Origin of the sequence: Lactococcus lactis (assembly GCF_029023865.1) — a bacterium.
GTDB lineage: Bacteria > Bacillota > Bacilli > Lactobacillales > Streptococcaceae > Lactococcus > Lactococcus lactis.
On sequence record NZ_CP118969.1, the window covers coordinates 117,179 to 137,828 of the forward strand.

The 20,650-nt window shown below is 35.0% G+C and carries 23 protein-coding genes and 2 tRNA genes; 19 read left to right on the forward strand and 6 right to left on the reverse strand.

Annotated elements, in window-relative coordinates; all coding sequences use genetic code 11:
* Positions 1–89: 89 nt before the first annotated feature.
* From PYW37_RS00695 to PYW37_RS00710, 4 genes are all read left to right on the forward strand, one after another.
* Positions 90–1,127 carry a 3-deoxy-7-phosphoheptulonate synthase gene (locus tag PYW37_RS00695; RefSeq protein ID WP_012896956.1) on the forward strand — a complete coding sequence of 346 codons (1,038 nt, stop codon included), beginning with the start codon at positions 90–92 and terminating at the stop codon, positions 1,125–1,127.
* A 250-nt stretch (positions 1,128–1,377) separates the two neighbouring features.
* Complete coding sequence (locus PYW37_RS00700; RefSeq protein WP_003132292.1) at positions 1,378–1,644, forward strand: phosphocarrier protein HPr; 267 nt, start codon at positions 1,378–1,380, stop codon at positions 1,642–1,644.
* A gap of 2 nt (positions 1,645–1,646) precedes the next feature.
* Positions 1,647–3,374: a phosphoenolpyruvate--protein phosphotransferase gene (ptsP, locus tag PYW37_RS00705; RefSeq protein WP_010905129.1), complete on the forward strand. Its 1,728-nt coding sequence runs from the start codon at positions 1,647–1,649 to the stop codon at positions 3,372–3,374.
* A gap of 162 nt (positions 3,375–3,536) precedes the next feature.
* Positions 3,537–3,845: a hypothetical protein gene (locus PYW37_RS00710; RefSeq protein WP_021723306.1), complete on the forward strand. Its 309-nt coding sequence runs from the start codon at positions 3,537–3,539 to the stop codon at positions 3,843–3,845.
* A gap of 41 nt (positions 3,846–3,886) precedes the next feature.
* On the opposite strand, the gene PYW37_RS00715 is transcribed toward PYW37_RS00710, so the two are convergent.
* The 3 genes from PYW37_RS00715 to PYW37_RS00725 all read right to left on the reverse strand — a co-directional run bounded on the left by PYW37_RS00715 (position 3,887) and on the right by PYW37_RS00725 (position 5,510).
* Positions 3,887–4,186, reverse strand: coding sequence for a YbaB/EbfC family nucleoid-associated protein (locus tag PYW37_RS00715; RefSeq protein WP_010905131.1), 300 nt, complete (start codon positions 4,184–4,186; stop codon positions 3,887–3,889).
* A gap of 218 nt (positions 4,187–4,404) precedes the next feature.
* Positions 4,405–4,490, reverse strand: a tRNA-Leu gene (locus tag PYW37_RS00720).
* A gap of 84 nt (positions 4,491–4,574) precedes the next feature.
* A complete protein-coding gene (locus PYW37_RS00725; protein ID WP_023189508.1) occupies positions 4,575–5,510 on the reverse strand; it encodes an alpha/beta hydrolase in 936 nt (311 codons plus the stop codon).
* Between the two features lie 241 nt (positions 5,511–5,751).
* On the opposite strand from PYW37_RS00725, the gene PYW37_RS00730 reads away from it, so the two are divergent.
* The 4 genes from PYW37_RS00730 to PYW37_RS00745 all read left to right on the forward strand — a co-directional run bounded on the left by PYW37_RS00730 (position 5,752) and on the right by PYW37_RS00745 (position 9,846).
* Positions 5,752–6,072 (forward strand): SugE family quaternary ammonium compound efflux SMR transporter, encoded by a 321-nt coding sequence (locus PYW37_RS00730; protein ID WP_021723289.1) that lies wholly within the window; start codon positions 5,752–5,754, stop codon positions 6,070–6,072.
* A 121-nt stretch (positions 6,073–6,193) separates the two neighbouring features.
* Positions 6,194–7,357 (forward strand): MFS transporter, encoded by a 1,164-nt coding sequence (locus PYW37_RS00735; protein WP_010905134.1) that lies wholly within the window; start codon positions 6,194–6,196, stop codon positions 7,355–7,357.
* A gap of 276 nt (positions 7,358–7,633) precedes the next feature.
* Positions 7,634–8,605: a glycosyltransferase family 2 protein gene (locus tag PYW37_RS00740; protein WP_021723287.1), complete on the forward strand. Its 972-nt coding sequence runs from the start codon at positions 7,634–7,636 to the stop codon at positions 8,603–8,605.
* Positions 8,602–9,846 (forward strand): hypothetical protein, encoded by a 1,245-nt coding sequence (locus tag PYW37_RS00745; protein WP_021723286.1) that lies wholly within the window; start codon positions 8,602–8,604, stop codon positions 9,844–9,846. Before PYW37_RS00740 ends, PYW37_RS00745 begins: the two co-directional genes overlap by 4 nt.
* 159 nt (positions 9,847–10,005) lie before the next feature.
* Here PYW37_RS00745 and PYW37_RS00750 read toward each other — a convergent pair.
* Positions 10,006–10,092, reverse strand: a tRNA-Ser gene (locus tag PYW37_RS00750).
* 159 nt (positions 10,093–10,251) lie between these two features.
* Here PYW37_RS00750 and PYW37_RS00755 point away from each other — a divergent pair.
* On the forward strand, positions 10,252–11,445 hold the full coding sequence (locus PYW37_RS00755) for an argininosuccinate synthase (RefSeq protein ID WP_025017000.1): 1,194 nt from the start codon (positions 10,252–10,254) through the stop codon (positions 11,443–11,445).
* Between the two features lie 30 nt (positions 11,446–11,475).
* Positions 11,476–12,855, forward strand: coding sequence for an argininosuccinate lyase (gene argH, locus PYW37_RS00760; RefSeq protein WP_021723284.1), 1,380 nt, complete (start codon positions 11,476–11,478; stop codon positions 12,853–12,855).
* A 15-nt stretch (positions 12,856–12,870) separates the two neighbouring features.
* Here argH and PYW37_RS00765 read toward each other — a convergent pair whose 3' ends face one another.
* The gene (locus tag PYW37_RS00765; RefSeq protein WP_012896978.1) at positions 12,871–14,067 is read right to left on the reverse strand and encodes a multidrug efflux MFS transporter; all 1,197 of its coding nucleotides are present in this window, start codon (positions 14,065–14,067) and stop codon (positions 12,871–12,873) included.
* Between the two features lie 194 nt (positions 14,068–14,261).
* Here PYW37_RS00765 and PYW37_RS00770 point away from each other — a divergent pair, with 194 nt between their 5' ends.
* The 9 genes from PYW37_RS00770 to PYW37_RS00810 all read left to right on the forward strand — a co-directional run bounded on the left by PYW37_RS00770 (position 14,262) and on the right by PYW37_RS00810 (position 20,029).
* Positions 14,262–14,837 carry a TetR/AcrR family transcriptional regulator gene (locus PYW37_RS00770; protein ID WP_044009736.1) on the forward strand — a complete coding sequence of 192 codons (576 nt, stop codon included), beginning with the start codon at positions 14,262–14,264 and terminating at the stop codon, positions 14,835–14,837.
* 136 nt (positions 14,838–14,973) lie between these two features.
* On the forward strand, positions 14,974–15,342 hold the full coding sequence (rnpA, locus tag PYW37_RS00775) for a ribonuclease P protein component (protein ID WP_003131815.1): 369 nt from the start codon (positions 14,974–14,976) through the stop codon (positions 15,340–15,342).
* A complete protein-coding gene (locus PYW37_RS00780) occupies positions 15,339–16,148 on the forward strand; it encodes a YidC/Oxa1 family membrane protein insertase (protein WP_025017002.1) in 810 nt (269 codons plus the stop codon). Before rnpA ends, PYW37_RS00780 begins: the two co-directional genes overlap by 4 nt.
* Positions 16,149–16,236: 88 nt before the next feature.
* Entirely contained in the window at positions 16,237–17,151 is a 915-nt protein-coding gene (jag, locus tag PYW37_RS00785; protein WP_003131817.1) for an RNA-binding cell elongation regulator Jag/EloR, read from the forward strand.
* A gap of 131 nt (positions 17,152–17,282) precedes the next feature.
* Positions 17,283–17,417 (forward strand): 50S ribosomal protein L34, encoded by a 135-nt coding sequence (gene rpmH / locus PYW37_RS00790; protein WP_003131818.1) that lies wholly within the window; start codon positions 17,283–17,285, stop codon positions 17,415–17,417.
* A 207-nt stretch (positions 17,418–17,624) separates the two neighbouring features.
* Positions 17,625–18,536 carry an aldo/keto reductase gene (locus PYW37_RS00795; protein ID WP_023189513.1) on the forward strand — a complete coding sequence of 304 codons (912 nt, stop codon included), beginning with the start codon at positions 17,625–17,627 and terminating at the stop codon, positions 18,534–18,536.
* 319 nt (positions 18,537–18,855) lie between these two features.
* Entirely contained in the window at positions 18,856–19,122 is a 267-nt protein-coding gene (locus PYW37_RS00800) for an IreB family regulatory phosphoprotein (RefSeq protein ID WP_003131820.1), read from the forward strand.
* Positions 19,122–19,553, forward strand: a complete 432-nt coding sequence (gene ruvX, locus PYW37_RS00805; protein ID WP_003131821.1) for a Holliday junction resolvase RuvX — start codon at positions 19,122–19,124, stop codon at positions 19,551–19,553. The genes PYW37_RS00800 and ruvX overlap by 1 nt, the downstream gene beginning before the upstream one ends.
* Positions 19,554–19,705: 152 nt before the next feature.
* Positions 19,706–20,029, forward strand: coding sequence for a DUF1292 domain-containing protein (locus PYW37_RS00810; protein ID WP_025017003.1), 324 nt, complete (start codon positions 19,706–19,708; stop codon positions 20,027–20,029).
* Between the two features lie 30 nt (positions 20,030–20,059).
* On the opposite strand, the gene PYW37_RS00815 is transcribed toward PYW37_RS00810, so the two are convergent.
* Positions 20,060–20,611 carry a TMEM175 family protein gene (locus PYW37_RS00815; RefSeq protein ID WP_021723275.1) on the reverse strand — a complete coding sequence of 184 codons (552 nt, stop codon included), beginning with the start codon at positions 20,609–20,611 and terminating at the stop codon, positions 20,060–20,062.
* Positions 20,612–20,650 lie beyond the last annotated feature (39 nt).

Consider the following 20,650-nt stretch of genomic DNA (forward strand, 5'->3'; position numbering starts at 1 on the left):
TTTTATATTAATGGACGCAAATAAGTATAGAATTAAATAAATTTTTGATACAATAGATAAAATAACAAAGCGAAATACGAGGAATTGGAATGAGTTTTAAAGAAATAAGTCCTAAGATAAATATTGATGCAATTAAGATGTTGGGACATCTCAACAGTGAGCAACAAGAAAAAAAATTGCAACGGGATAAAGAACTTGAAGCAATTATAAAAGGTGAAGATGACCGTTTACTCTTGATTATTGGGCCATGTTCGTCAGACAATGAAGAAGCAGTTTTAGAATATGCTCGCCGTTTAGCTAAACTTCAAGAAACAGTTAAAGATAAAATTTTTATGGTCATGCGTGTCTATACTGCAAAACCTCGTACAAATGGCGATGGCTATAAAGGATTGATTCACGAACCAGATGCTGACGGTCATACTGATTTAATCAATGGAATCAAAATGGTTCGTGATTTACATTACAAGGTCATCACTGAAACTGGTTTGACAACTGCTGATGAAATGCTTTACCCAGAAAATCTTCCAATGGTAGATGATTTGGTCAGCTACCATGCGATTGGTGCACGTTCTGTTGAAAATCAACAACACCGTTTTGTTGCTTCTGGGATTGATGTGCCAACTGGTTTGAAAAATCCAACATCAGGAAATTTGAAAGTGATGTTTAATGGAATTTACGCCGCTCAACAATCACAAGATTTCCTCTTTGGCCGTGCAGAAGTTCAAACATCAGGAAATCCTTTAGCACATGCGATTTTGCGTGGTGGACAAGATGAAAATGGAAAATACCATCCAAACTACTACACTGATAACTTGCTTGATACAATTGAAATTTATGAAAAAATGGGCTTGAAAAATCCTTTTATTGTCATTGATACAAACCATGATAACTCTGGTAAGAAATTTATGGAACAAATCCGTATTGTTCGTCAAACCTTAGTTAATCGTGACTGGGATGATAAAATTCGCCAAAATGTTCGTGGCTTCATGATTGAATCTTACCTAGAAGATGGTCGCCAAGATAAACCAGAAGTATTTGGTAAATCAATTACTGACCCATGTTTAGGTTGGGATAAAACAGAAGCACTTGTTCAAGAAATTTACGAAGCTGAAAACAAAAATAACTAAAAATAAAAGCTGTCAGAACTGATAGCTTTTTTTCAGCTCACTTTCTTCAGGAAAATAATATAAAAAATACTTATTTGATGATAAAAGAAATCAAAGTCTAGCAACCATTCAAAAGCAGCCATGAAAAAAATAATGAAAAATTAACAGCAGATATTGCAAACCCTTTCGTTTTGTGGTACAATTTCAAGAGTGATAGATATTTTAGATATCGTCAATAAAAATGAAAAAACATCTAAGGAGAACCATAAAAATGGCATCTAAAGAATTCCACATCGTTGCAGAAACTGGTATCCATGCACGTCCAGCTACATTGCTTGTGCAAACAGCTTCAAAATTCACATCAGAAATCACTTTGGAATACAAAGGTAAATCAGTAAACCTTAAATCAATCATGGGTGTTATGTCACTCGGTGTTGGTCAAGGCGCTGACGTTACTATTTCAGCTGAAGGTGCAGATGCTGACGATGCAATCTCAACAATCGCTGAAACAATGACTAAAGAAGGACTCGCAGAATAATCATGACAACTATGCTTAAAGGTATCGCCGCATCATCAGGTGTAGCAGTAGCTAAGGCATACTTGCTTGTCCAACCAGATTTGTCTTTCGAAACAAAGACAATTGCTGATACAGCTAATGAAGAAGCTCGCCTTGATGCAGCACTTGCTACATCTCAAAGCGAGCTTCAACTTATTAAGGACAAAGCAGTAACAACCCTTGGTGAAGAAGCAGCATCTGTATTTGACGCTCATATGATGGTCCTCGCTGACCCAGATATGACTGCTCAAATTAAAGCAGTAATCAACGACAAAAAAGTTAACGCTGAATCAGCCCTCAAAGAAGTAACTGATATGTTTATCGGTATCTTTGAAGGAATGACTGATAATGCTTATATGCAAGAACGTGCAGCTGACATTAAAGACGTTACAAAACGTGTTTTGGCTCACCTTCTTGGTGTTAAATTGCCAAGTCCAGCGCTTATCGATGAAGAAGTAATCATCGTAGCAGAAGACTTGACACCATCTGATACAGCTCAATTGGACAAGAAATTCGTTAAAGCCTTTGTTACTAACATTGGTGGACGTACTTCTCACTCTGCAATTATGGCTCGTACTTTGGAAATTCCTGCTGTTCTTGGAACAAATAATATTACTGAACTTGTTTCTGAAGGTCAACTTTTGGCTGTTTCAGGATTGACTGGTGAAGTAATTCTTGATCCATCTACTGAACAACAAAGCGAATTCCACAAAGCTGGTGAAGCTTATGCTGCTCAAAAAGCAGAATGGGCTGCTCTTAAAGACGCTGAAACTGTTACAGCTGATGGACGTCATTATGAGCTTGCTGCTAATATCGGAACACCTAAAGACGTTGAAGGTGTTAACGATAACGGTGCTGAAGCAATTGGTCTTTATCGTACAGAATTCTTGTACATGGATGCACAAGATTTCCCTACAGAAGATGACCAATACGAAGCATATAAAGCTGTACTTGAAGGAATGAACGGTAAACCAGTTGTTGTCCGTACAATGGACATCGGTGGTGACAAAACATTGCCTTACTTTGACCTTCCTAAAGAAATGAACCCATTCCTCGGATGGCGTGCACTTCGTATCAGCCTTTCAACAGCTGGTGACGGAATGTTCCGTACACAATTGCGTGCACTCTTGCGTGCTTCTGTACACGGACAACTTCGTATCATGTTCCCAATGGTTGCTCTCGTAACTGAGTTCCGTGCAGCTAAGAAGATTTATGACGAAGAAAAAGCAAAATTGATTGCTGAAGGTGTTCCAGTTGCAGATGGTATCGAAGTAGGTATCATGATTGAAATTCCAGCAGCAGCAATGCTTGCAGACCAATTTGCTAAGGAAGTTGATTTCTTCTCAATTGGTACAAACGACCTCATCCAATATACAATGGCTGCAGACCGTATGAATGAACAAGTTTCTTACCTTTACCAACCTTACAATCCATCAATCCTTCGTTTGATTAACAATGTAATCAAAGCAGCTCACGCTGAAGGTAAATGGGCTGGTATGTGTGGTGAAATGGCCGGCGACCAAACTGCTGTACCATTGCTTATGGGTATGGGGCTTGACGAATTCTCTATGTCAGCAACATCAGTACTCCAAACTCGTTCACTTATGAAACGTTTGGATTCTAAGAAAATGGAAGAATTGTCTAGCAAAGCTTTGAGCGAATGTGCAACAATGGAAGAAGTTATTGCCCTCGTTGAAGAATACACTAAATAATCTTTTCGATTGATTTGAATAAATGAATCCTGTCAGTTCTGACAGGATTTTTTGTAATTTATTTATCAACAACAAATATACTGACAGAAAAACTTATCCACGTGGATAAGTTTTTTGTATTATTTTAATGTTAAAACGTACAATAATGATAAGTGGAGAGAAATGGCAAAATTAAATTTTTTTGATTACTGGTTAGTTGGAGAGGGAGGTTACGGTCTCATTTTGATATTGATTTTACCTAGCCAAATTAATATTAATTTCTGGCTTGTTTTGACGAGTAAGCAAACTAGCGGTTCAGTTTTTAATATTATTGCCCTACCAATTTTGATGGCCTTGCCTAATCTAATTCAACGGGTGATGACCTCAAATTCTATTTATTGGACTAAACAAAAATATATTATTCTGATATTGAATTGTATTTTACTTTCAGTGACAACTTTTTGGTTGCTAACATTGCCTTTTGGTCAGTAAAAAAGTTACTGACAAAAAATCTGTCAGTAACTCATACATGCTTAAAATGGTAATCCTTTAGTGAATTTTCCAAGTTTTTGTTCAGTAACTTTTTCGATTTGGCTTAGCGCATCATTAACAGCATCAGTAACCATATCTTGTAAAGTTTCAGGATCTTCAGGGTCAATCACATCAGGTTTGATGTCGAGAGATTTCAAAGTGCGGTCACCTGAAAATTCAACAGTTACAAGGTCTTGAGCAGATTTACCAACAAAAGTTGTATTGGCAATTTCTTCTTGTGAAACTTGCATTTGCTTTTGAAGTTTTTGTGCTTGTTTCATCATTGATTGCATATTCATCATGGAAATATTACCTCTTTTAGAAATTTTGTTGAAAGCCTTTCAACACCTCTCTATTTTACCATAAAAAAAGATAATAAAAAAATAGGAAAATAAAGGAGAGGCAAATGAAACTTATGTAAAGTCACTTTTTATTTACTGACAGAAGTAGAAAGGTTTGAGGAGATTTCTGTCAGTAAAAAATGAGACAAAAAAACTCAGCCTTAGCTGAGTTTTATTAGTGCGGTGGGCGGGACTTGAACCCGCACCAAGAAAATTCCCGACAGGATCCTTAATCCTGCGCGTCTGCCAATTCCGCCACCACCGCGAAAACAGTACCTAAATATAATACCATTTTCATTGTTCTCTGTCAAGAATTAACTCGTAATTTACTGACAAGATTTATAGTAAATTATGGATTATAAGCTTTCATAAATTTTGAAATTGTTTGGCGGTAAAGTTCAGGATTTGTTTCAAATGATTTGGCGTGAGCAGCCCCTTTGATAACCAATAATTCTTTTGGCGTTCCTTTTTTGACAGCTTTATAATTTTCGTAAACCATCGAAGTAGGGACATAAGTATCATTACTTCCATGAATCAATAGAATAGGAAGTTTATCTTTTGTCAGTGCTTTTGTAGCACTAGCCTCTTGGAAAAACCAACCTTGTCGCAATTTACTTTCAAGAGAAACACTATAAACGAGTGGGAAAGGTGGAATATTATAACTTTCTTTTGCTTGATAAGTAATTTCATCCCAAGCGTTGGTATATCCACAATCTTCAATAATATTTTTTACTGACGAAGGTAAAGATTTTTCGCTGGAAGCCATCATTACTGTAGAAGCTCCCATGGACAGTCCATAAAGACTGATTTGACTCTCAGGATTCTTGTCAGTTAGATAGTTAGCCCAAGCAATGACATCAAATTTATCATCATAACCAAAAGTGATGAATTTTCCTTCTGACTGACCAGCCCCACGATTATCTGGCATGAGCACATTATAACCTAATTCATGAAAAAGTTGACCATACTGACGCATAGCCGACTTATCTTGGCGAAAACCATGTACCACGATTACTGTATTATTAGTTTTGTGCTCGGCTGGAACATACCATGCATCAAGTTTCAGACCATCATTTTTAATTGACTCAGTACTTTTTGATAATTTATCGAATTTTTGTACTAAAGAATAATTAGGACTGCTACTTTTGACCTGACCAATCTGTTGGTTATTTCGAACACAGGCAATTTGATAAAAATATAAAGTTGCTCCTAAATTAATAACTAAAAGAAGAGTAAAAAGGCCAATTATCACACGCCAGATTTGTTTTTTTCTAAATTTTTTCATGAATTTTATTATACATGAAATTCAATATAAAACCAAAATTAAAAGATTCTCTGTTTTAATAATAGATTTAATCATTCAACTCTAAAAAATAAATTTAGCTTTTTTAATAAAAGTGTGATAGAATGAAGAAAATAGAATAAATACTCCACCGGGAGTTAAATCGTATGAACGATTATTTGCATTTCAGTAGGTCTGAGAAGAAATGTAGATGGTCGTTCTTTTTTTAGCTGAGGAGGCAAAAATGACTTGGATTTATTTACTTATAGCGGGAACATTTGAAGTGGCTTGGGCAACAACAATGAAGTTGAGCCACGGCTTTTCAAATTTGAAGTTTACACTACTGACAATCATCGGAATGATTGCTAGCTTTGGTTTTCTTGCGCTAGCTCTAAAAAAATTACCTTTAGGGATTGCTTACCCAATTTGGACGGGGATCGGAGCCGTTGGCTCAATCTTAATCGGACTTATTCTATTCAAAGATAAAGTCCCACCATTAACTTGGCTTTTCATTGCCTGTTTAGTCGTGGGTATTATTGGAATAAAAGTAACAAGCGGTCACTAAAGATGATACAGTCTTTTAATTTTTTAGTATATAGATTTCATGATATAATAAGAGAATTGGTAAAAAATAAAAGAAATAGCAATAGAATAATCTATTTGCTATTTTTAATGAGGAGGAAAAAATGAAAAACAAAAAAAGCATGATGAATTTAGCAATTTCTAATCTGTTTTTAGTATTTTTGGGTGCAGGTTTAGTCATTCCTGTTTTGCCAACCCTTAAAGAACAAATGCACTTTTCAGGAACAACAATGGGAATGATGATTTCTATTTTTGCAATTGCTCAATTGGTTGCTTCACCAGTCGCTGGTGCTTTATCTGATAAAATTGGGCGCAAAAAACTCATTGCCATTGGAATGATTATTTTTTCTTTTTCTGAACTTTTATTTGGTTTAGCACAAGCGAAAACAGGTTTTTATATTTCGCGAGCGCTAGGGGGTGTCGCAGCTGCGATGCTCATGCCTTCAGTTACTGCTTACGTGGCTGATATGACCACAATTGCCGAACGTCCTAAAGCGATGGGACTTGTTTCAGCAGCAATCAGTGGTGGCTTTATTATTGGTCCTGGAGTGGGTGGTTTTATTGCCCATTTTGGAATACGTGTTCCTTTTTATGTTGCAGCAATTTTAGCTTTCCTTGGTTTTATTTTAACAATCACAATTTTAAAAGAACCAGAGCGCACAATTGAAAGTCATCAAGAAATCGAAAAAGTTTCATTTCTTGATATTCTCAAAAATCCATTATTTGGTTCACTCTTTATTATAATTTTGATTTCATCATTTGGTTTACAGGCCTTTGAGTCAATTTATAGTATCATGGCAAGTATTAACTTTGGTTTTAGTATGAGTGAAATTGCTTTGGTAATTACAGTGAGTGGAATTTTAGCTCTCTTTTTCCAACTTTTCTTATTTGATGCAATCGTCAATAAAATTGGTGAACTTGGCTTGATTCAATTAACTTTCTTTGCCAGTGCAATCTTCATTGCTGTTATTGCCTTTACAAAATCAAATTTAGTCGTTGCTCTTTCTACATTTGTTGTTTTTCTGGCCTTTGATTTATTTAGACCAGCTGTAACAACCTATCTTTCAAAGCATGCGGGAAATCGCCAAGGTGCAATCAATGGCTTGAACTCAGCCTTTACAAGTTTTGGAAATATTTTAGGGCCGATGGCCGCGGGTTATATGTTTGACCTTAACCATTTATTTCCATACTATATCTCTGCGATTATTCTACTGGGAACCGGATTTTTATCACTATTCTTAAACAGAAAAAATTTCAGTAAAATCTAAATATAATTTTTTTATTCAAAAAGCCTACACTAATCTGTAGGTTTTTTTGTATTTATGTATTAATAATAATTAAAAAAGTATTAAATTTCGTAAATGCTAAAGTGGATGAAGTATTACAAAACATAGTATTAAGGTCTGTCTATAAATAACAGTAATTTGTTGATTTTTAACAATATATGAACTATACTAGAAGCAAAGAAATGTATAAAAAATTTCTATTTTGTCTACTAAGAAATACGTATTCTTAATTATCTAAGAAAATGAGAAAAGTTTAATATGAAGTTATCAATTGTAGTTCCGGTGTATAACGAAGAAGAAAGCATCGAAATATTCATAAAGGAAGTGGAAGAAAAAACCAAAAGTTTACCATTAGAAAAAATTTTTTATTTTGTAAATGATGGTTCAACTGATAAGACATTAAAAATAATAAAAAAGCTAGCCGAAAAGAGAGATGATATACAATATATCAGTTTTTCGAGAAATTTTGGTAAAGAAGCCGCTCTATTAGCAGGTTTAGAAGTAGCGGTTGGTGACTTTGTTACGATTATGGATGTAGACTTACAAGACCCGCCAGAAATGCTTCCAGAAATGTTTGAAAAGTTGCAAGAAGGATATGATGTTGTGGGGACAAGACGAACAAGTCGAACCGGAGAACCTCCTATTCGCTCTTTCTTTGCAAAGCTTTTCTATAAAATAATAAATAAAATTTCTAAAACACAAATAGTCGATGGTGCGCGTGATTATCGATTGATGACTCGACAAGTGGTAGATAGCATCTTAAAGCTTCAGGAAAGTAATCGATTTTCCAAAGGTTTGTTTTCTTGGGTGGGTTATGAAATTATTTATTTAGAATATGAGAATAGAGAACGGAGTAGAGGGCAAACTTCATGGTCTTTTTGGAGTTTATTACGCTATTCTGTTGATGGTTTCGTTAATTTTTCCGAGTTACCATTAAATATAGCAACATTTGTTGGTATCCTTTGTTTTTTTATATCAATCATTCTGAGTCTTTTTTATACAGTAAAAACACTTGTTTGGGGTGATAGCGTACAAGGATTTCCAACACTTGTTATCTTAGTTCTAATGTTGGGAGGATTGCAACTTTTAGCCTCTGGAATCATCGGAAAATATTTAGCTAAAACGTTTATTGAAGTAAAAAAACGTCCTAATTATATCATCAAAGAAAGTAATATAAAATCCGAAGACGAACCATTGAACAATCAGAAAGGTAAAAGGTTAGTAATGTGATAAAAAAAGAAAACTTTCCCTTTCTGCTAATAATCCTTTTTTACATTTTATTTTTTATAACAAATCAAGTTGATTGGTTGGGTGGAGATGCCTTGTGGTTCTCTAAAGTTAATTCTTCGCCACTTACTTTTGCTATAGATAGATATGAGACTTGGTCCTCTCGATTTTGGATTGAGGGAGCAGTGCTTCAATCAAGTAAAAATCTGTTGATTTTTTTCATCCTAACAATTGTTTTTATCTTTCTGTTATTTTATTCGATAAGTCAACTTATTTCTTTTAATAAATTTATAAGTAATTTAGTGCTTGTTTTAGTTTTTATAATACTATTTCCAATGGTTTCTCTTAAATCTGCGGGACTAATTGCTACAATTGTGAATTACGTCTGGCCTAGTGCCTTATTTGCATACTGGTTAATGATTGACCGTCAGAGGAATTCAGAAGAGAAAATTGCAATTTATAAGATTATCATTGCCACTCTTTCTCTAATACTATCAGTGTTTAATGAAGGCTTGGCAATTGTACTTTTTCTCTATCTTATCATTCAAGTGGTTATTGAGAAAAAAGAATTTTTCAACCCATATCGAATAGTTTGTCTTCTCGTTTCTTTATTGAGTATTTTAAACGTCTTGATATGCCCGGGAAATCAAAAAAGAGGGGCTTTAGAAATGGCCCATTGGTTTCCAACATTTAACCATTTATCATTTTTTGATAAGTTACTAATTCAATTCAACAATATCGCTTCAAATTTGATTGTTAGTCATAACTTTATAGAGATTTTATTTCTGTTGTTATTATTGAGAGCAGTTCAGAAAAAGCAGATATTATCCGTAATACTATCTGCTGTGCTTATAATGTTATGTAAAATCTCACAAAAATTAATTTCAGATCCACTTAGTGTAATTGTACACCATTCATCGGAAAAGAAATTTAATTATAATATAACTGGCAAGTTGCTAGGACCGAGTGTTATTTTTATGATAATGATAGTTATGATTGTCTTTGTTATTATCTTATTGGATGGTAAATCAAAGAAAAGTTTCGTAGCTATTGGTTCTTTAGCCGTTACTTTTTCGGCGGGGATGGCTATTAGTCTATCACCGACACTATTAGCGTCATCAGACCGGCCACTGTTATTTTTATATTTTGTAATAATCTTTAATTGTGCTATTTTAGCAGACGATATAATTGGATTTAATAAAAGTAAAGACAGTCTAAATCCTGTTGATGAAATATCCAAATAAAAAAGATTTAACTTATTAATGAGTTGAATCTTTTTTATAATAATGAATAAAAAAACCTCCTGATGTAATCTTATACAGTCAGGAGGAAAAGGAGTAAGCGTATTGGTCACTGGCTTTTCTATAATTTTTTCAAATAGGGTAGAAAAATCCATTTATAAAAGGAGTCAAGGGGATTTGAACCCCTGCGCCGCTTTACACGGTTCGACGGATTTCGAGTCCGCTGCATTACCACTCTGCCATGGCTCCATTCCTTTATCTAAATTAATTATATCACAGTTGATCCTCTTCTTGAAATAATATGAAATTGCTAGAATGAAAATAAAACGCATATTTATACAAAAATGTTGACAAATGAATAAATATGCTGTACAATTGCATTTATATTAATTTGAAAGAAGAAAAATGATGGGAAACAAAAAAATTGTCTTGGCATATTCGGGTGGATTGGATACAAGTGTTGCTGTAAAATGGTTGACTGATAAAGGATTTGACGTCATTGCTGCCTGCATGGACGTTGGTGAAGGAAAAGACTTGAATTTTATTCATGATAAGGCTCTTCAAGTAGGGGCAGTGGAATCTGTTGTTTTGGATTGCAAGGAAGAATTCGCTAAAATATTTGTTGGAGCTGCACTCAAAGGAAATTTAATGTATGAAAATAAATATCCTTTAGTATCCGCTTTGAGTCGCCCTTTGATTGCTCAAAAATTAGTAGAAGTAGCCAAAGAAAAAGGGGCAACGGCTATTGCTCATGGTTGTACAGGAAAAGGAAATGACCAAGTGCGTTTTGAAGTAGCCATCCATTCTCTTGCGCCTGAGCTTGAAGTCATTGCTCCAGTTCGTGAGTGGCATTGGGCTCGTGAAGAAGAAATCGAATATGCCAATCAAAATGGTGTTCCTATTCCTGCTGATTTAGACAATCCCTACTCAATTGACATGAATTTATGGGGACGTGCGATTGAAGCTGGTGTTCTTGAAAATCCTTGGAGTACTTGTCCAGAGGATGCTTTCTTTATGACTAATTCTGTGGAGGACGCTCCAAACGAAGCTGAATATATCGAGGTTGAGTTTAAAGAAGGATTACCAATCGCCTTAAATGGAAAAAGCTTAGAATTGCATGAAATCATTAAAGAAGTGAATATTATTGCAGGAAAACATGGAATTGGTCGGATTGACCATATTGAAAATCGCCTGGTTGGGATTAAATCCCGTGAATTTTATGAATGTCCTGCTGCCATTACTTTATTAAAAGCACATAAAGATTTGGAAGATTTAACTTTCGTTCGAGAACTTGCACATTTTAAACCAGTTCTTGAAAATGAATTAGCAAACTTGATTTACAATGGTTTGTGGTTCAATCCTGCTACTAAGGCTTTGATTGCTTATCTTGATGAAACTCAAAAAGTAGTTAACGGGATTGTAAAAATTAAATTATATAAAGGTTTAGCAACACCAGTGGGACGTAAATCAACTAATTCGCTTTACAGCGAAAAATTAGCAACATATACTGCTGCAGATGAGTTTGACCAAGCAGCGGCAGTTGGATTTATTAAATTGTGGGGTCTACCTACTCAAGTCAATGCTCAAGTAAATCTCAAATAATAGCTATAGGAAAATTTGGAAAGTAAGAGAATGGTAGAAAAACTTTGGGGAGGACGTTTTGAGGCGTCACTAGATAAACAAACGGAAGAATTTGGAGCATCAATTAAATTTGAGCAACGACTTGCTCCTTTTGATTTAAAAGGCTCATTAGCTCATGTAAAGATGTTGGGTGAAACAGGAATTATTACTACCGAGGAATCCCAAAAAATTGCCAAAGGTCTGAAAAAAGTAGAAGAAAAGCTTCTTAATGGCCAAATTGAATTCAAGATGGAAAATGAAGATATCCATATGAATATGGAATCTTATCTTCATCAAGAAATTGGTCCACTAGCTGGTAAATTGCATACGGCTCGCTCTAGAAATGATCAAGTGGCAACAGATATGCATCTATACCTCAAAAGTATCTTAGAGGCCGTTTTAGAAGCTTTAAAAGGGTTAAGAGAAACAATTGTAAAGCTCGCTGTAAACCAAATTGACACTATTATGCCTGGTTATACTCATTTACAACATGCACAACCGATTTCCTTTGGTCAACATCTAATGGCTTATTATCAAATGCTGACACGTGATTTTGAACGTTTTGAATTTAATGTTAAGCATACAGATATGAATCCTTTAGGAGCGGCAGCTCTAGCTGGGACAACGTTTCCGATTGATAGAATGTTGACGACAAAATTACTTGGTTTTGAGAAGGCTTATGATAATTCAATGGATGCGGTCAGTGACCGTGACTTTATTTTAGAATTTCTCTCAAATGCAAGTTTGTTAATGATGCACTTATCAAGATTTTGTGAGGAGCTTTTACTATGGTCTAGTCATGAATTCAAATTTGTCAGTCTGTCTGATGCATATTCTACGGGTTCTTCTATTATGCCACAGAAAAAGAATCCAGATATGGCAGAATTAATCAGAGGAAAAACAGGCCGCGTTTATGGAAATCTTACAGCTTTATTGACTGTGATGAAAGGTTTACCTTTAGCTTATAACAAAGATTTGCAAGAAGATAAAGAAGGAATGTTTGATAGTGCTGATACTATAATAACTTCTTTAACAGTTATGAATGGGATGTTGTCAACTTTAACTGTAAACCGTGTAAACATGGAAAAATCAACTGAACAAGATTTTTCTAATGCGACAGAGTTGGCCGATTACCTTGCAGCAAAGGGCCTTCCTTTTAGAAAAGCTCATGAATTAGTGGGTCTCTTAGTATTAGATTGTATAAAAAAAGGAATTTACCTTCAAGATGTAAATTTACAAGATTATCAAATGCTATCTCCATTAATCAATGAAGATGTTTATGAAGTTTTAAAATCAAGAACGGCAGTTTCAAGAAGAAATTCTCTAGGTGGTACGGGATTTGAATCGGTTAAAAAACAAATAGAAGAAGCAAAAAAAGAACTTCAAATTTGAAGTTCTTTTTTATAATTAGTTTTTTACAGCAAGTGATTTAGTATGTGTAAAGTAGTTTATTAAGTTAAAGACAACCAGAATTGCTGAACCCACAAAGACATAACGATAGTCAATAAATCCAGCAATAGCTGAACCAAGTAAGGGACCTGCAAAAGCACCAATTGATTGAGCAGATTGATTATAAGAGAAAATTCGACCAGTAATAGCTTGAGGAGATTCTTTTGCTAAGATGGCTTGAACTGAAGGGAGAATTGCCGCATCAGAGACTCCGACAAGTAGTCTCATAACAATTAAAAACCAAACATTAGTTGTCATTGCTGTGATTGAGAAGACGATTAGTGAAAAGAAAAGTCCAAAACCAAGGATTTTTCTTTGACCAACTTTATCACCTAGACGACCTAAGAATGGAGCAGCCACTAATGTAACGATTCCTGGGGCAGCAGCGACAATTCCGGCCATGAAAGTAATGTTTCCTTGACCATGCATAAGTTCTTGGACATAGAGTGAAAGAACTGGATTAATCGATTGATTGGTCATTTGAGTAATGAGGGTTGCAAAAAACATGCCCCAAATAATGGCTGGGTGGGTAACAACTTCCCAAACTTGTTTATAGGAAAGCATGTTTTTCTTCTCAACGGGCTTAAATGTTTCTTTGACAAAAAATAAAGCAAGGAAAAAGACGAGAAACATAATAATTCCTGTGACGCTAAAAACGCGACGATAACCAGTTATATTAACAAGTATTCCGCCAATGATTGGACCGATAAGAGTTCCAGCAACAGATCCTGTTGTAAGGAGCGATAAGACGGCCCCTGATTTTTCCTTTGGTGCAGAACTGGCCATTAAGGCCATTGAATTAGAGACAAAACCAGAAAAGGCCCCAAGTAGCATGCGTAAAATAAGCAATTGCCAAGCAGCTGTAACAAAAGCCATTAATGAAATTGAAATTGCCATCCCAAGAGAAGCGCGTAAGAGCATCAATTTCCGACCTTTCTGGTCAGCTAATCTTCCCCAAAGGGGAGAAACGATTGCTAAAACAATAAAGGTGGATGAGAAGACCAAGCCTGACCAGATGTTTAATTCCGTTTTTGAGTAATGGCCAAGTGTACTGATGTAAAGTGATATAAAAGGGGCGATAAGACTTGAACCTATCCCCGTCATAAATGTCCCAAACCAAAGGACAATTAAATTTCGTTGCCATGATTCTTTCATGAATGAATGTCCTTCTTTCTTGATGTATTCATAATAATATTATAAAACTATTGTTCGTAGTTTGTCAATGACGAATCATTGCTTGAAAAAGATTGAGAATAGTTTTATACTGATAGTGAGATAGTTTGAATCGACTATAAAAGTTCAAACTTCGAGTAAACTTTCGCATCGAAAGTATTGAAAGGAATCCAATTATGGCAAGGATTGCATTGACTCGTGATAAAATCGTTCAAGCTACTATTGAACTAGCTGGTAAAATTGGTCTCTCTAATGTTAGTTTTCCGCGCTTAGCTGAGTATTTTGGAATTAAAGCTCCGTCACTTTATAATCATTTTAAAAATATGGAAGAAGTACGTGTGGCAACGGCAGTCTACCTCCAAAAAGAATTAAACTATGAACTAACTTATGCAATGGTGGGACTAACTCCTTTGGCAGCACTTAGGGCTTATGCTGAGAGTTATAAAAGATTCGCTGAAAAATATGAAGCAGTTTATGAACTGATTAATGTAATACACCAAACAAATAATGGGGAACTTGAATATTTGGCAAAAGAAAATATTCGTTTGGTTCGTCGAAGCTTGGAAAATTTTCATTTGTCAGAAGAAGAAAATTTTCATATCAGTCGGATGTTTCGCTCAACGCTTCATGGATTTATCACTTTAACACAGTTAGGATATTTCCGTCAGTCTGGATCAATTTCTAAAGAAGAATCCTTTACTTACATGGTCGATCATCTGCTTAGTCGTCTAGATAATCCAGAAAATATTTAAAAATACCTTGTTAAATACATGGTATTTTTAAATGCTAAATGTAACTGATAATCCCTTCGTTCTATATAGAACGTTTTCAAGTGATATAGTGACTTTTTAGCAATTTTATGATAAAATTAATACGATAATTTCTAAAATGGGAGAGAGTGGCTTGGCTATAAAAAAAACATATCGCGTTAAACGCTCAAAGGATTTTGACCAAATTTTTTCAGCGAAACATAGCTTTGCCAATAAAAAATTTGTGGTCTATAAATTAAACACAAATCAACCTCATTTTCGTGTAGGTCTATCAGTAAGCAAAAAGCTTGGTCATGCGGTTTTACGTAATCGAATTAAACGTCTTTTACGCCATGCCATTGCTGAATTTAAGCCTTATTTGACAGATGAAGATTTTGTAATTATTGCACGTTCGGGTGTTGAAACACTCAGTTTTGAGGAAGTAAAGAAAAATCTAAAACACGTTTTGAAGTTGTCAAAAATCTATGTGGATGGAGAAAACGATTGAAAAAGAAATTTAGTTTGATCGCAATGGTAGGGGCGGCTCTTTTGTTGCTTACAGCTTGTGGAACAACAGCTGTGACAAGTAGTTCAACCAACCTTTGGGACCAAATTGTATATGGCTTTGCACAGGTTATTCGTTTCTTGTCATTTGGTGGTTTGACCGGAGTTGGTATTATTTTATTCACGATTGTTATTCGGGCAGCATTGCTTCCCTTGATGAATATCCAAATCAAATCTAGCCAACGTATGCAAGAAATTCAGCCAGAAATCAAAAAAATTCAGGCTAAATACCCAAGCAAAGATATGGAATCTCGTCGTTTGATGAACGAGGAAATTCAAAAACTTTATGCAGAAAATAAAGTCAACCCTTACATGGGTTGTTTACCACTAGTTGTTCAAATGCCAGTGCTATGGGCACTTTATCAAGCCTTGTCTCGTGTGGACTTTTTGAAACACGGAACTTTCCTATGGTTTGAAATTGGTGCTAAAGACCCTACTTTTATTTTGCCTATATTGGCTGCGGTCTTTACTTTCTTGAGTTCATACTTGATGATGAAATCTGCTCCAGAAAGAAATGCAATGACAACTTCAATGACTTATATCATGCCTATTTTCATCTTGATTATGGGGGTTAACTTTGCTGCTGGGATTGCACTCTACTGGGTAATCTCTAATGCTTTCCAAGTATTCCAAACAATGTTGTTGGCAAATCCATACAAAATTATTGCGGCGCGTGAAGCTAAGGTACAGGTCGAAAAAGACAAAATTAAAGCTCGCGAAAAAGCATTGAAGAAAGCAAGAAAAAAATAAAAAATACCATTGGCAGTTTTTATTTTAATTTGGAAGTTGTGCTAGAAATTGTCAATAGGCTTTATCATATGACAGGAGTAGTTTTATTATGGCTATTTTTACTGGTGAAACGGTCGAAGATGCAATCGAACGTGGCTTAAATCGCTTAAATGTTAAGCGTGAAAATGTTCATATTCATATTGAACAAAAAGAAAAAAAGGGTTTCTTAGGATTTGGAAAGAAACGGGCTCGGGTTAATATTGAGCCAATCCATGAAGAAACAGTGCGTAAAGCTGACCATTTAGCAGAACGTGGTGTGGATGATACAATTAATCTTGGTGTGCCTAAGTCACAATCTGCTATGGAAGCAACACTTGAATTAAGCCAAGTGGTTAAAGCTGTCCGTGCGGCTGAGAGAGAACAAAATGGTGAAATCACTGAAGAAGAGCGTAATGCGATTATTGAAGTGGCTAAAAAGACGGTTGTTCAAAATCGTCAAGGAACAGCAGACCTCTCTGATGTGGTTTCTGCTGTTAAAGAAGAAGTTGAAGCGAAGAAAGAAGTTTCAAACGAAGATGAAAAAATTGCTTCAAAAATTTCAAGCTATTTAACAACTATCACACAAGAAATGGGAATTGCAACGCGTGTTTCAGTTTCTCGTGACGGAAATTTAACAGTTTTCAATTTGACTTCTAATCATGATGCTTTGCTTATTGGCAAACATGGTAAAATTTTACAAAGTTTGCAAATTTTAGCAAAAGCTTACGCTAATAGTATTTTGAATACACGAATGAATATTGCTGTTAATGTGGGTGATTATCATGAAAAACGCAAAGCTTATATCGTAAGTCTTGCTCATCGTGCAGCTGAACGTGCGCGTGGCGGTGAAACTGTTTATATTAATGATTTACAGTCTAATGAACGTAAAATTGTTCACACTATTATTGGTCAGGAAAATGGTGTATCAAGTCATTCAGAAGGACAGGAATATAATCGCTATATTGTTGTGGCTAAAGAGATTTAGCCTTGACAAAAGACCTTTCATAGTGTAGAATTGTAAGGTATGCTTTTAATAGCAGTAAAAAGATGAAAGGAACACCGAAAAGGTGGAGCTACTTTCAACCAAAAGTGAAGTAGCCCAGGGACTTATATAAAATGAAACGTACTTACCAACCACACAAAAAATCTCGTAAGACTACTCACGGATTCCGTAGCCGTATGGCAACTAAAAACGGACGTCGTGTCCTTGCAGCTCGTCGTCGTAAAGGACGTGCTTCACTTACAGTTTAATTTGTAAATGAAATTGAAATCAGCTTATGGCTGATTTTTTTTATTTGATTATTCATAAATAAGGCAGGAGTCAGTTGATGATTAAATATATTTTGTTAAACGGTTTCATTAATTGTGTTATAATGGTTTTATTAAATAATTAGTGAAATTTTTTCCTTTGTTGATTGAAGATAAGGTGAAATCTCACACTTAAAGGAGAGTTTTGTCGTGAAAAAATTCAAAATTGGTGAACTTGAAGCTTCTCAAATTATTTTAGGTTGTATGAGAATTAATGAAGAGGGAAAAGATCCGGTTGCTGTCATTGAAAAATCAGTGGAGCAAGGAATAAATTTCTTTGACCATGCTGATATCTATGGGGGTGGAGCTTGTGAATCGATTTTTGCAGATGCTCTAGAAAAATCGTCAGTAAAACGAGAAGATATTATTTTACAGTCAAAATGTGGAATTGTTCCTGGAAAAATGTTCGATTTTTCAAAAAAACATATTATTGAATCGGTTGAGGGGAGTTTATCTCGTTTAAAAACTGATTATTTGGATACTTTGCTCTTGCATCGTCCAGATACTTTAGTCGAACCTGAAGAAGTAGCTGAGGCTTTTTATGAATTGGAAAAAGCAGGAAAAGTACGTTATTTTGGGGTTTCTAATCAAAATCCTGGTCAAGTTGAACTGTTGAAAACAGCGGTGAAAGAGCCGTTGTTGTTTAATCAATTACAGTTTGGCTTGAAACATACGGGAATGATTGATGCTGGGATTCATGTAAATATGAGTGATGAAGGTTCTTTTGTTCATGATAATGGTATTTTAGAGTATTCTCGTATTAATAAGATGACTATTCAGGCTTGGTCACCTTTCCAATATGGTTTCTTTGAAGGTGTCTTTGTTGGAAATGAAAAATTCCCTGATTTGAATAAAAAATTGGAATTTTATTCAGAAAAATACAATTCTACCCCAACTGGAATTGCTGTCGCTTGGATTAATCGGCATCCTGCCAATATCCAAACAATTATTGGAACGATGACATTGAGCCGAATTGAAGAAATTGCTGCTGCTTCAGATATTGTCTTAGAACGTGCGGAATGGTACGACTTGTACATGGCGGCTGGAAACATTTTACCTTAAAATCATTGTAGTAAAGACTAGTTTTTAAAACTAGTCTTTTATTGAACTTATTTTTATAATTTATACCTTTGGAAATTTTTAACTTAAATTTAAAAGCCTTGATAGAAGGCTTTTATTTACTTTAATGGAGGAAACGGTTGAATTCAAGCAAAAAATAACGTATAATTAACATGTATCTAAGAAATTTTTAATGGGATATTTCTGTCAGTAAATAAAATGATTGTCTTCTAAAAATGTGGACATCAGTTGGCTGACGGGATGGAAATTATTGATTTTTAGTTTAATCTGGCTTTACAGATAAATTTAAAGGAGGTGTCTTATGAGTTTTACAGATGAAACAGTCCGTTTTGAATTTGGTGATTCGGACAAGAAAGAAATTGGCGAAACACTCGTTGATGTTTACAATGTGCTTGAGGCTAAGGGTTACAATCCTATCAATCAAATCGTGGGTTATGTTTTGTCGGGAGACCCTGCTTATATCCCTCGTCATGATGATGCACGTAATAAAATTCGTCGTTTTGACCGAGATGATATTGTTGAGGAATTAATCAAGAATTATTTGAAAGATAATGGTGTCAATTTATAGTGTTTGCACGAATTTTAGGGCTTGATGTCGGAACAAAAACTGTGGGAGTTTCTGTCAGTGATTTACTTGGGATGACCGCTCAACCTGTTGAAACCATTAAGATTGACAGTGAAGCTGGTGAGCTTGGCTTTGAACGTTTGGGCGTTTTGATTAAAGAATACAAACCTGAAAAGGTAGTTCTTGGTCTTCCAAAACATATGAACGGTGATGAAGGGATTCGTGCCGAAGCATCACGGGATTATGGTACAAAATTAGCCAATGAATTCGGTTTGGAAGTCGCTTATCAAGATGAACGATTGACAACTGCGCAAGCTGAAAAAGTATTGATTGATGGTGGTGTGCGTCGTAAAGATCGCAAAAAATCAATTGATAAATTGGCTGCTGTTTTGATTTTACAAAATTATTTGGATGCTCATGCATTAAAATTATAATTTTTGGTTTACTGATGAAAGCTTTAGTTTATTTGTAAGTATAAAAATACTGACAAGTATTCGTAGGATTTTCTATCAGTAAAAGTTGTCTATTTATTTTATTATGAATAGCAGAAAATTCCTCTAATTAAGGATGAAGAAAAGGAAATAAAATGACTCATACACATGATCACGAACATGACCATAATCATGAACTTGACTATATTACTTTGGTTGATGAAAATGGAAACGAAAGCTTGTTCCAAATTTTGATTACCATTGATGGACAAGAAGAATTTGGCAAAAACTATGTTGTTTTACAGCCTACTGAGTTTGAAGAAGATGAACAAGGTCTTATCGATGTTTTGGCTTACTCATTTACTGAGAATGCTGACGGTACTGAGGGTGATTTGCAACCAATCCCTGAAGATGCTGAAGATGAATGGGATATGATTGAAGAAGTCTTCAATAGCTTTATGGATGAACAAGAAGATTAAAATAAAAAGCTGTCATTAACTGACGGCTTTTTATTTCTTTAAGAAACTTATGAGGGATATTGTAGCAAGCATAGCAACGCAAACTAAGCCGATAGGAGGCCAAAACCAAACGATAACAATAGAAAGAAAGTTGATGAGAAAAAGATTTCTACCTGAAAGACTGTGTGTGAGTTCTTTGTATTCTTTATCAGGATTTTCTTTGAGCAGCTCATGGTCCATAAGATGAAAAACAGCCGCCCAGAGAAAAATAACAATCAAATAGAAAAATTCAGGGAGAAACTCACTTGCATGTTTTCCGACCCAACCCGTGGTGAAGGGGAAAAATGACATAATGAATAGCCAGAGCGTATTCAATAAGAATATTCGAGGAGTAATATTTTTAATATCACGATAAAGTTGATGATGATTATACCATACGGTCATAATCATAAAAAAGCTCAAAGCATAGGCTAAAAGTGGGATGGTTAATTCTGCCAGAGTAGGCCAGCCACTTTTATCAGGGGTTTTAAATTCTAAAACCATAATCGTTGCAATGATGGCAATAATAGCATCTGTAAAAGCCAAAAATCTTTCTTTTTCCATGGAATTATTTTATCATAAATGTTAAGATTTGCTTACGCT

Coding starts and splice junctions, on each gene's coding strand:
- PYW37_RS00695 (WP_012896956.1), top strand. CDS start 90: ATGAGTTTTAAAGAAATAAGTCCTAAGATAAATATTGATGCAATTAAG.
- PYW37_RS00700 (WP_003132292.1), top strand. CDS start 1,378: ATGGCATCTAAAGAATTCCACATCGTTGCAGAAACTGGTATCCATGCA.
- ptsP (WP_010905129.1), top strand. CDS start 1,647: ATGACAACTATGCTTAAAGGTATCGCCGCATCATCAGGTGTAGCAGTA.
- PYW37_RS00710 (WP_021723306.1), top strand. CDS start 3,537: ATGGCAAAATTAAATTTTTTTGATTACTGGTTAGTTGGAGAGGGAGGT.
- PYW37_RS00715 (WP_010905131.1), bottom strand. CDS start 4,186: ATGATGAATATGCAATCAATGATGAAACAAGCACAAAAACTTCAAAAG.
- PYW37_RS00725 (WP_023189508.1), bottom strand. CDS start 5,510: ATGAAAAAATTTAGAAAAAAACAAATCTGGCGTGTGATAATTGGCCTT.
- PYW37_RS00730 (WP_021723289.1), top strand. CDS start 5,752: ATGACTTGGATTTATTTACTTATAGCGGGAACATTTGAAGTGGCTTGG.
- PYW37_RS00735 (WP_010905134.1), top strand. CDS start 6,194: ATGAAAAACAAAAAAAGCATGATGAATTTAGCAATTTCTAATCTGTTT.
- PYW37_RS00740 (WP_021723287.1), top strand. CDS start 7,634: ATGAAGTTATCAATTGTAGTTCCGGTGTATAACGAAGAAGAAAGCATC.
- PYW37_RS00755 (WP_025017000.1), top strand. CDS start 10,252: ATGGGAAACAAAAAAATTGTCTTGGCATATTCGGGTGGATTGGATACA.
- argH (WP_021723284.1), top strand. CDS start 11,476: ATGGTAGAAAAACTTTGGGGAGGACGTTTTGAGGCGTCACTAGATAAA.
- PYW37_RS00765 (WP_012896978.1), bottom strand. CDS start 14,067: ATGAAAGAATCATGGCAACGAAATTTAATTGTCCTTTGGTTTGGGACA.
- PYW37_RS00770 (WP_044009736.1), top strand. CDS start 14,262: ATGGCAAGGATTGCATTGACTCGTGATAAAATCGTTCAAGCTACTATT.
- rnpA (WP_003131815.1), top strand. CDS start 14,974: ATGGGAGAGAGTGGCTTGGCTATAAAAAAAACATATCGCGTTAAACGC.
- jag (WP_003131817.1), top strand. CDS start 16,237: ATGGCTATTTTTACTGGTGAAACGGTCGAAGATGCAATCGAACGTGGC.
- rpmH (WP_003131818.1), top strand. CDS start 17,283: ATGAAACGTACTTACCAACCACACAAAAAATCTCGTAAGACTACTCAC.
- PYW37_RS00800 (WP_003131820.1), top strand. CDS start 18,856: ATGAGTTTTACAGATGAAACAGTCCGTTTTGAATTTGGTGATTCGGAC.
- PYW37_RS00810 (WP_025017003.1), top strand. CDS start 19,706: ATGACTCATACACATGATCACGAACATGACCATAATCATGAACTTGAC.
- PYW37_RS00815 (WP_021723275.1), bottom strand. CDS start 20,611: ATGGAAAAAGAAAGATTTTTGGCTTTTACAGATGCTATTATTGCCATC.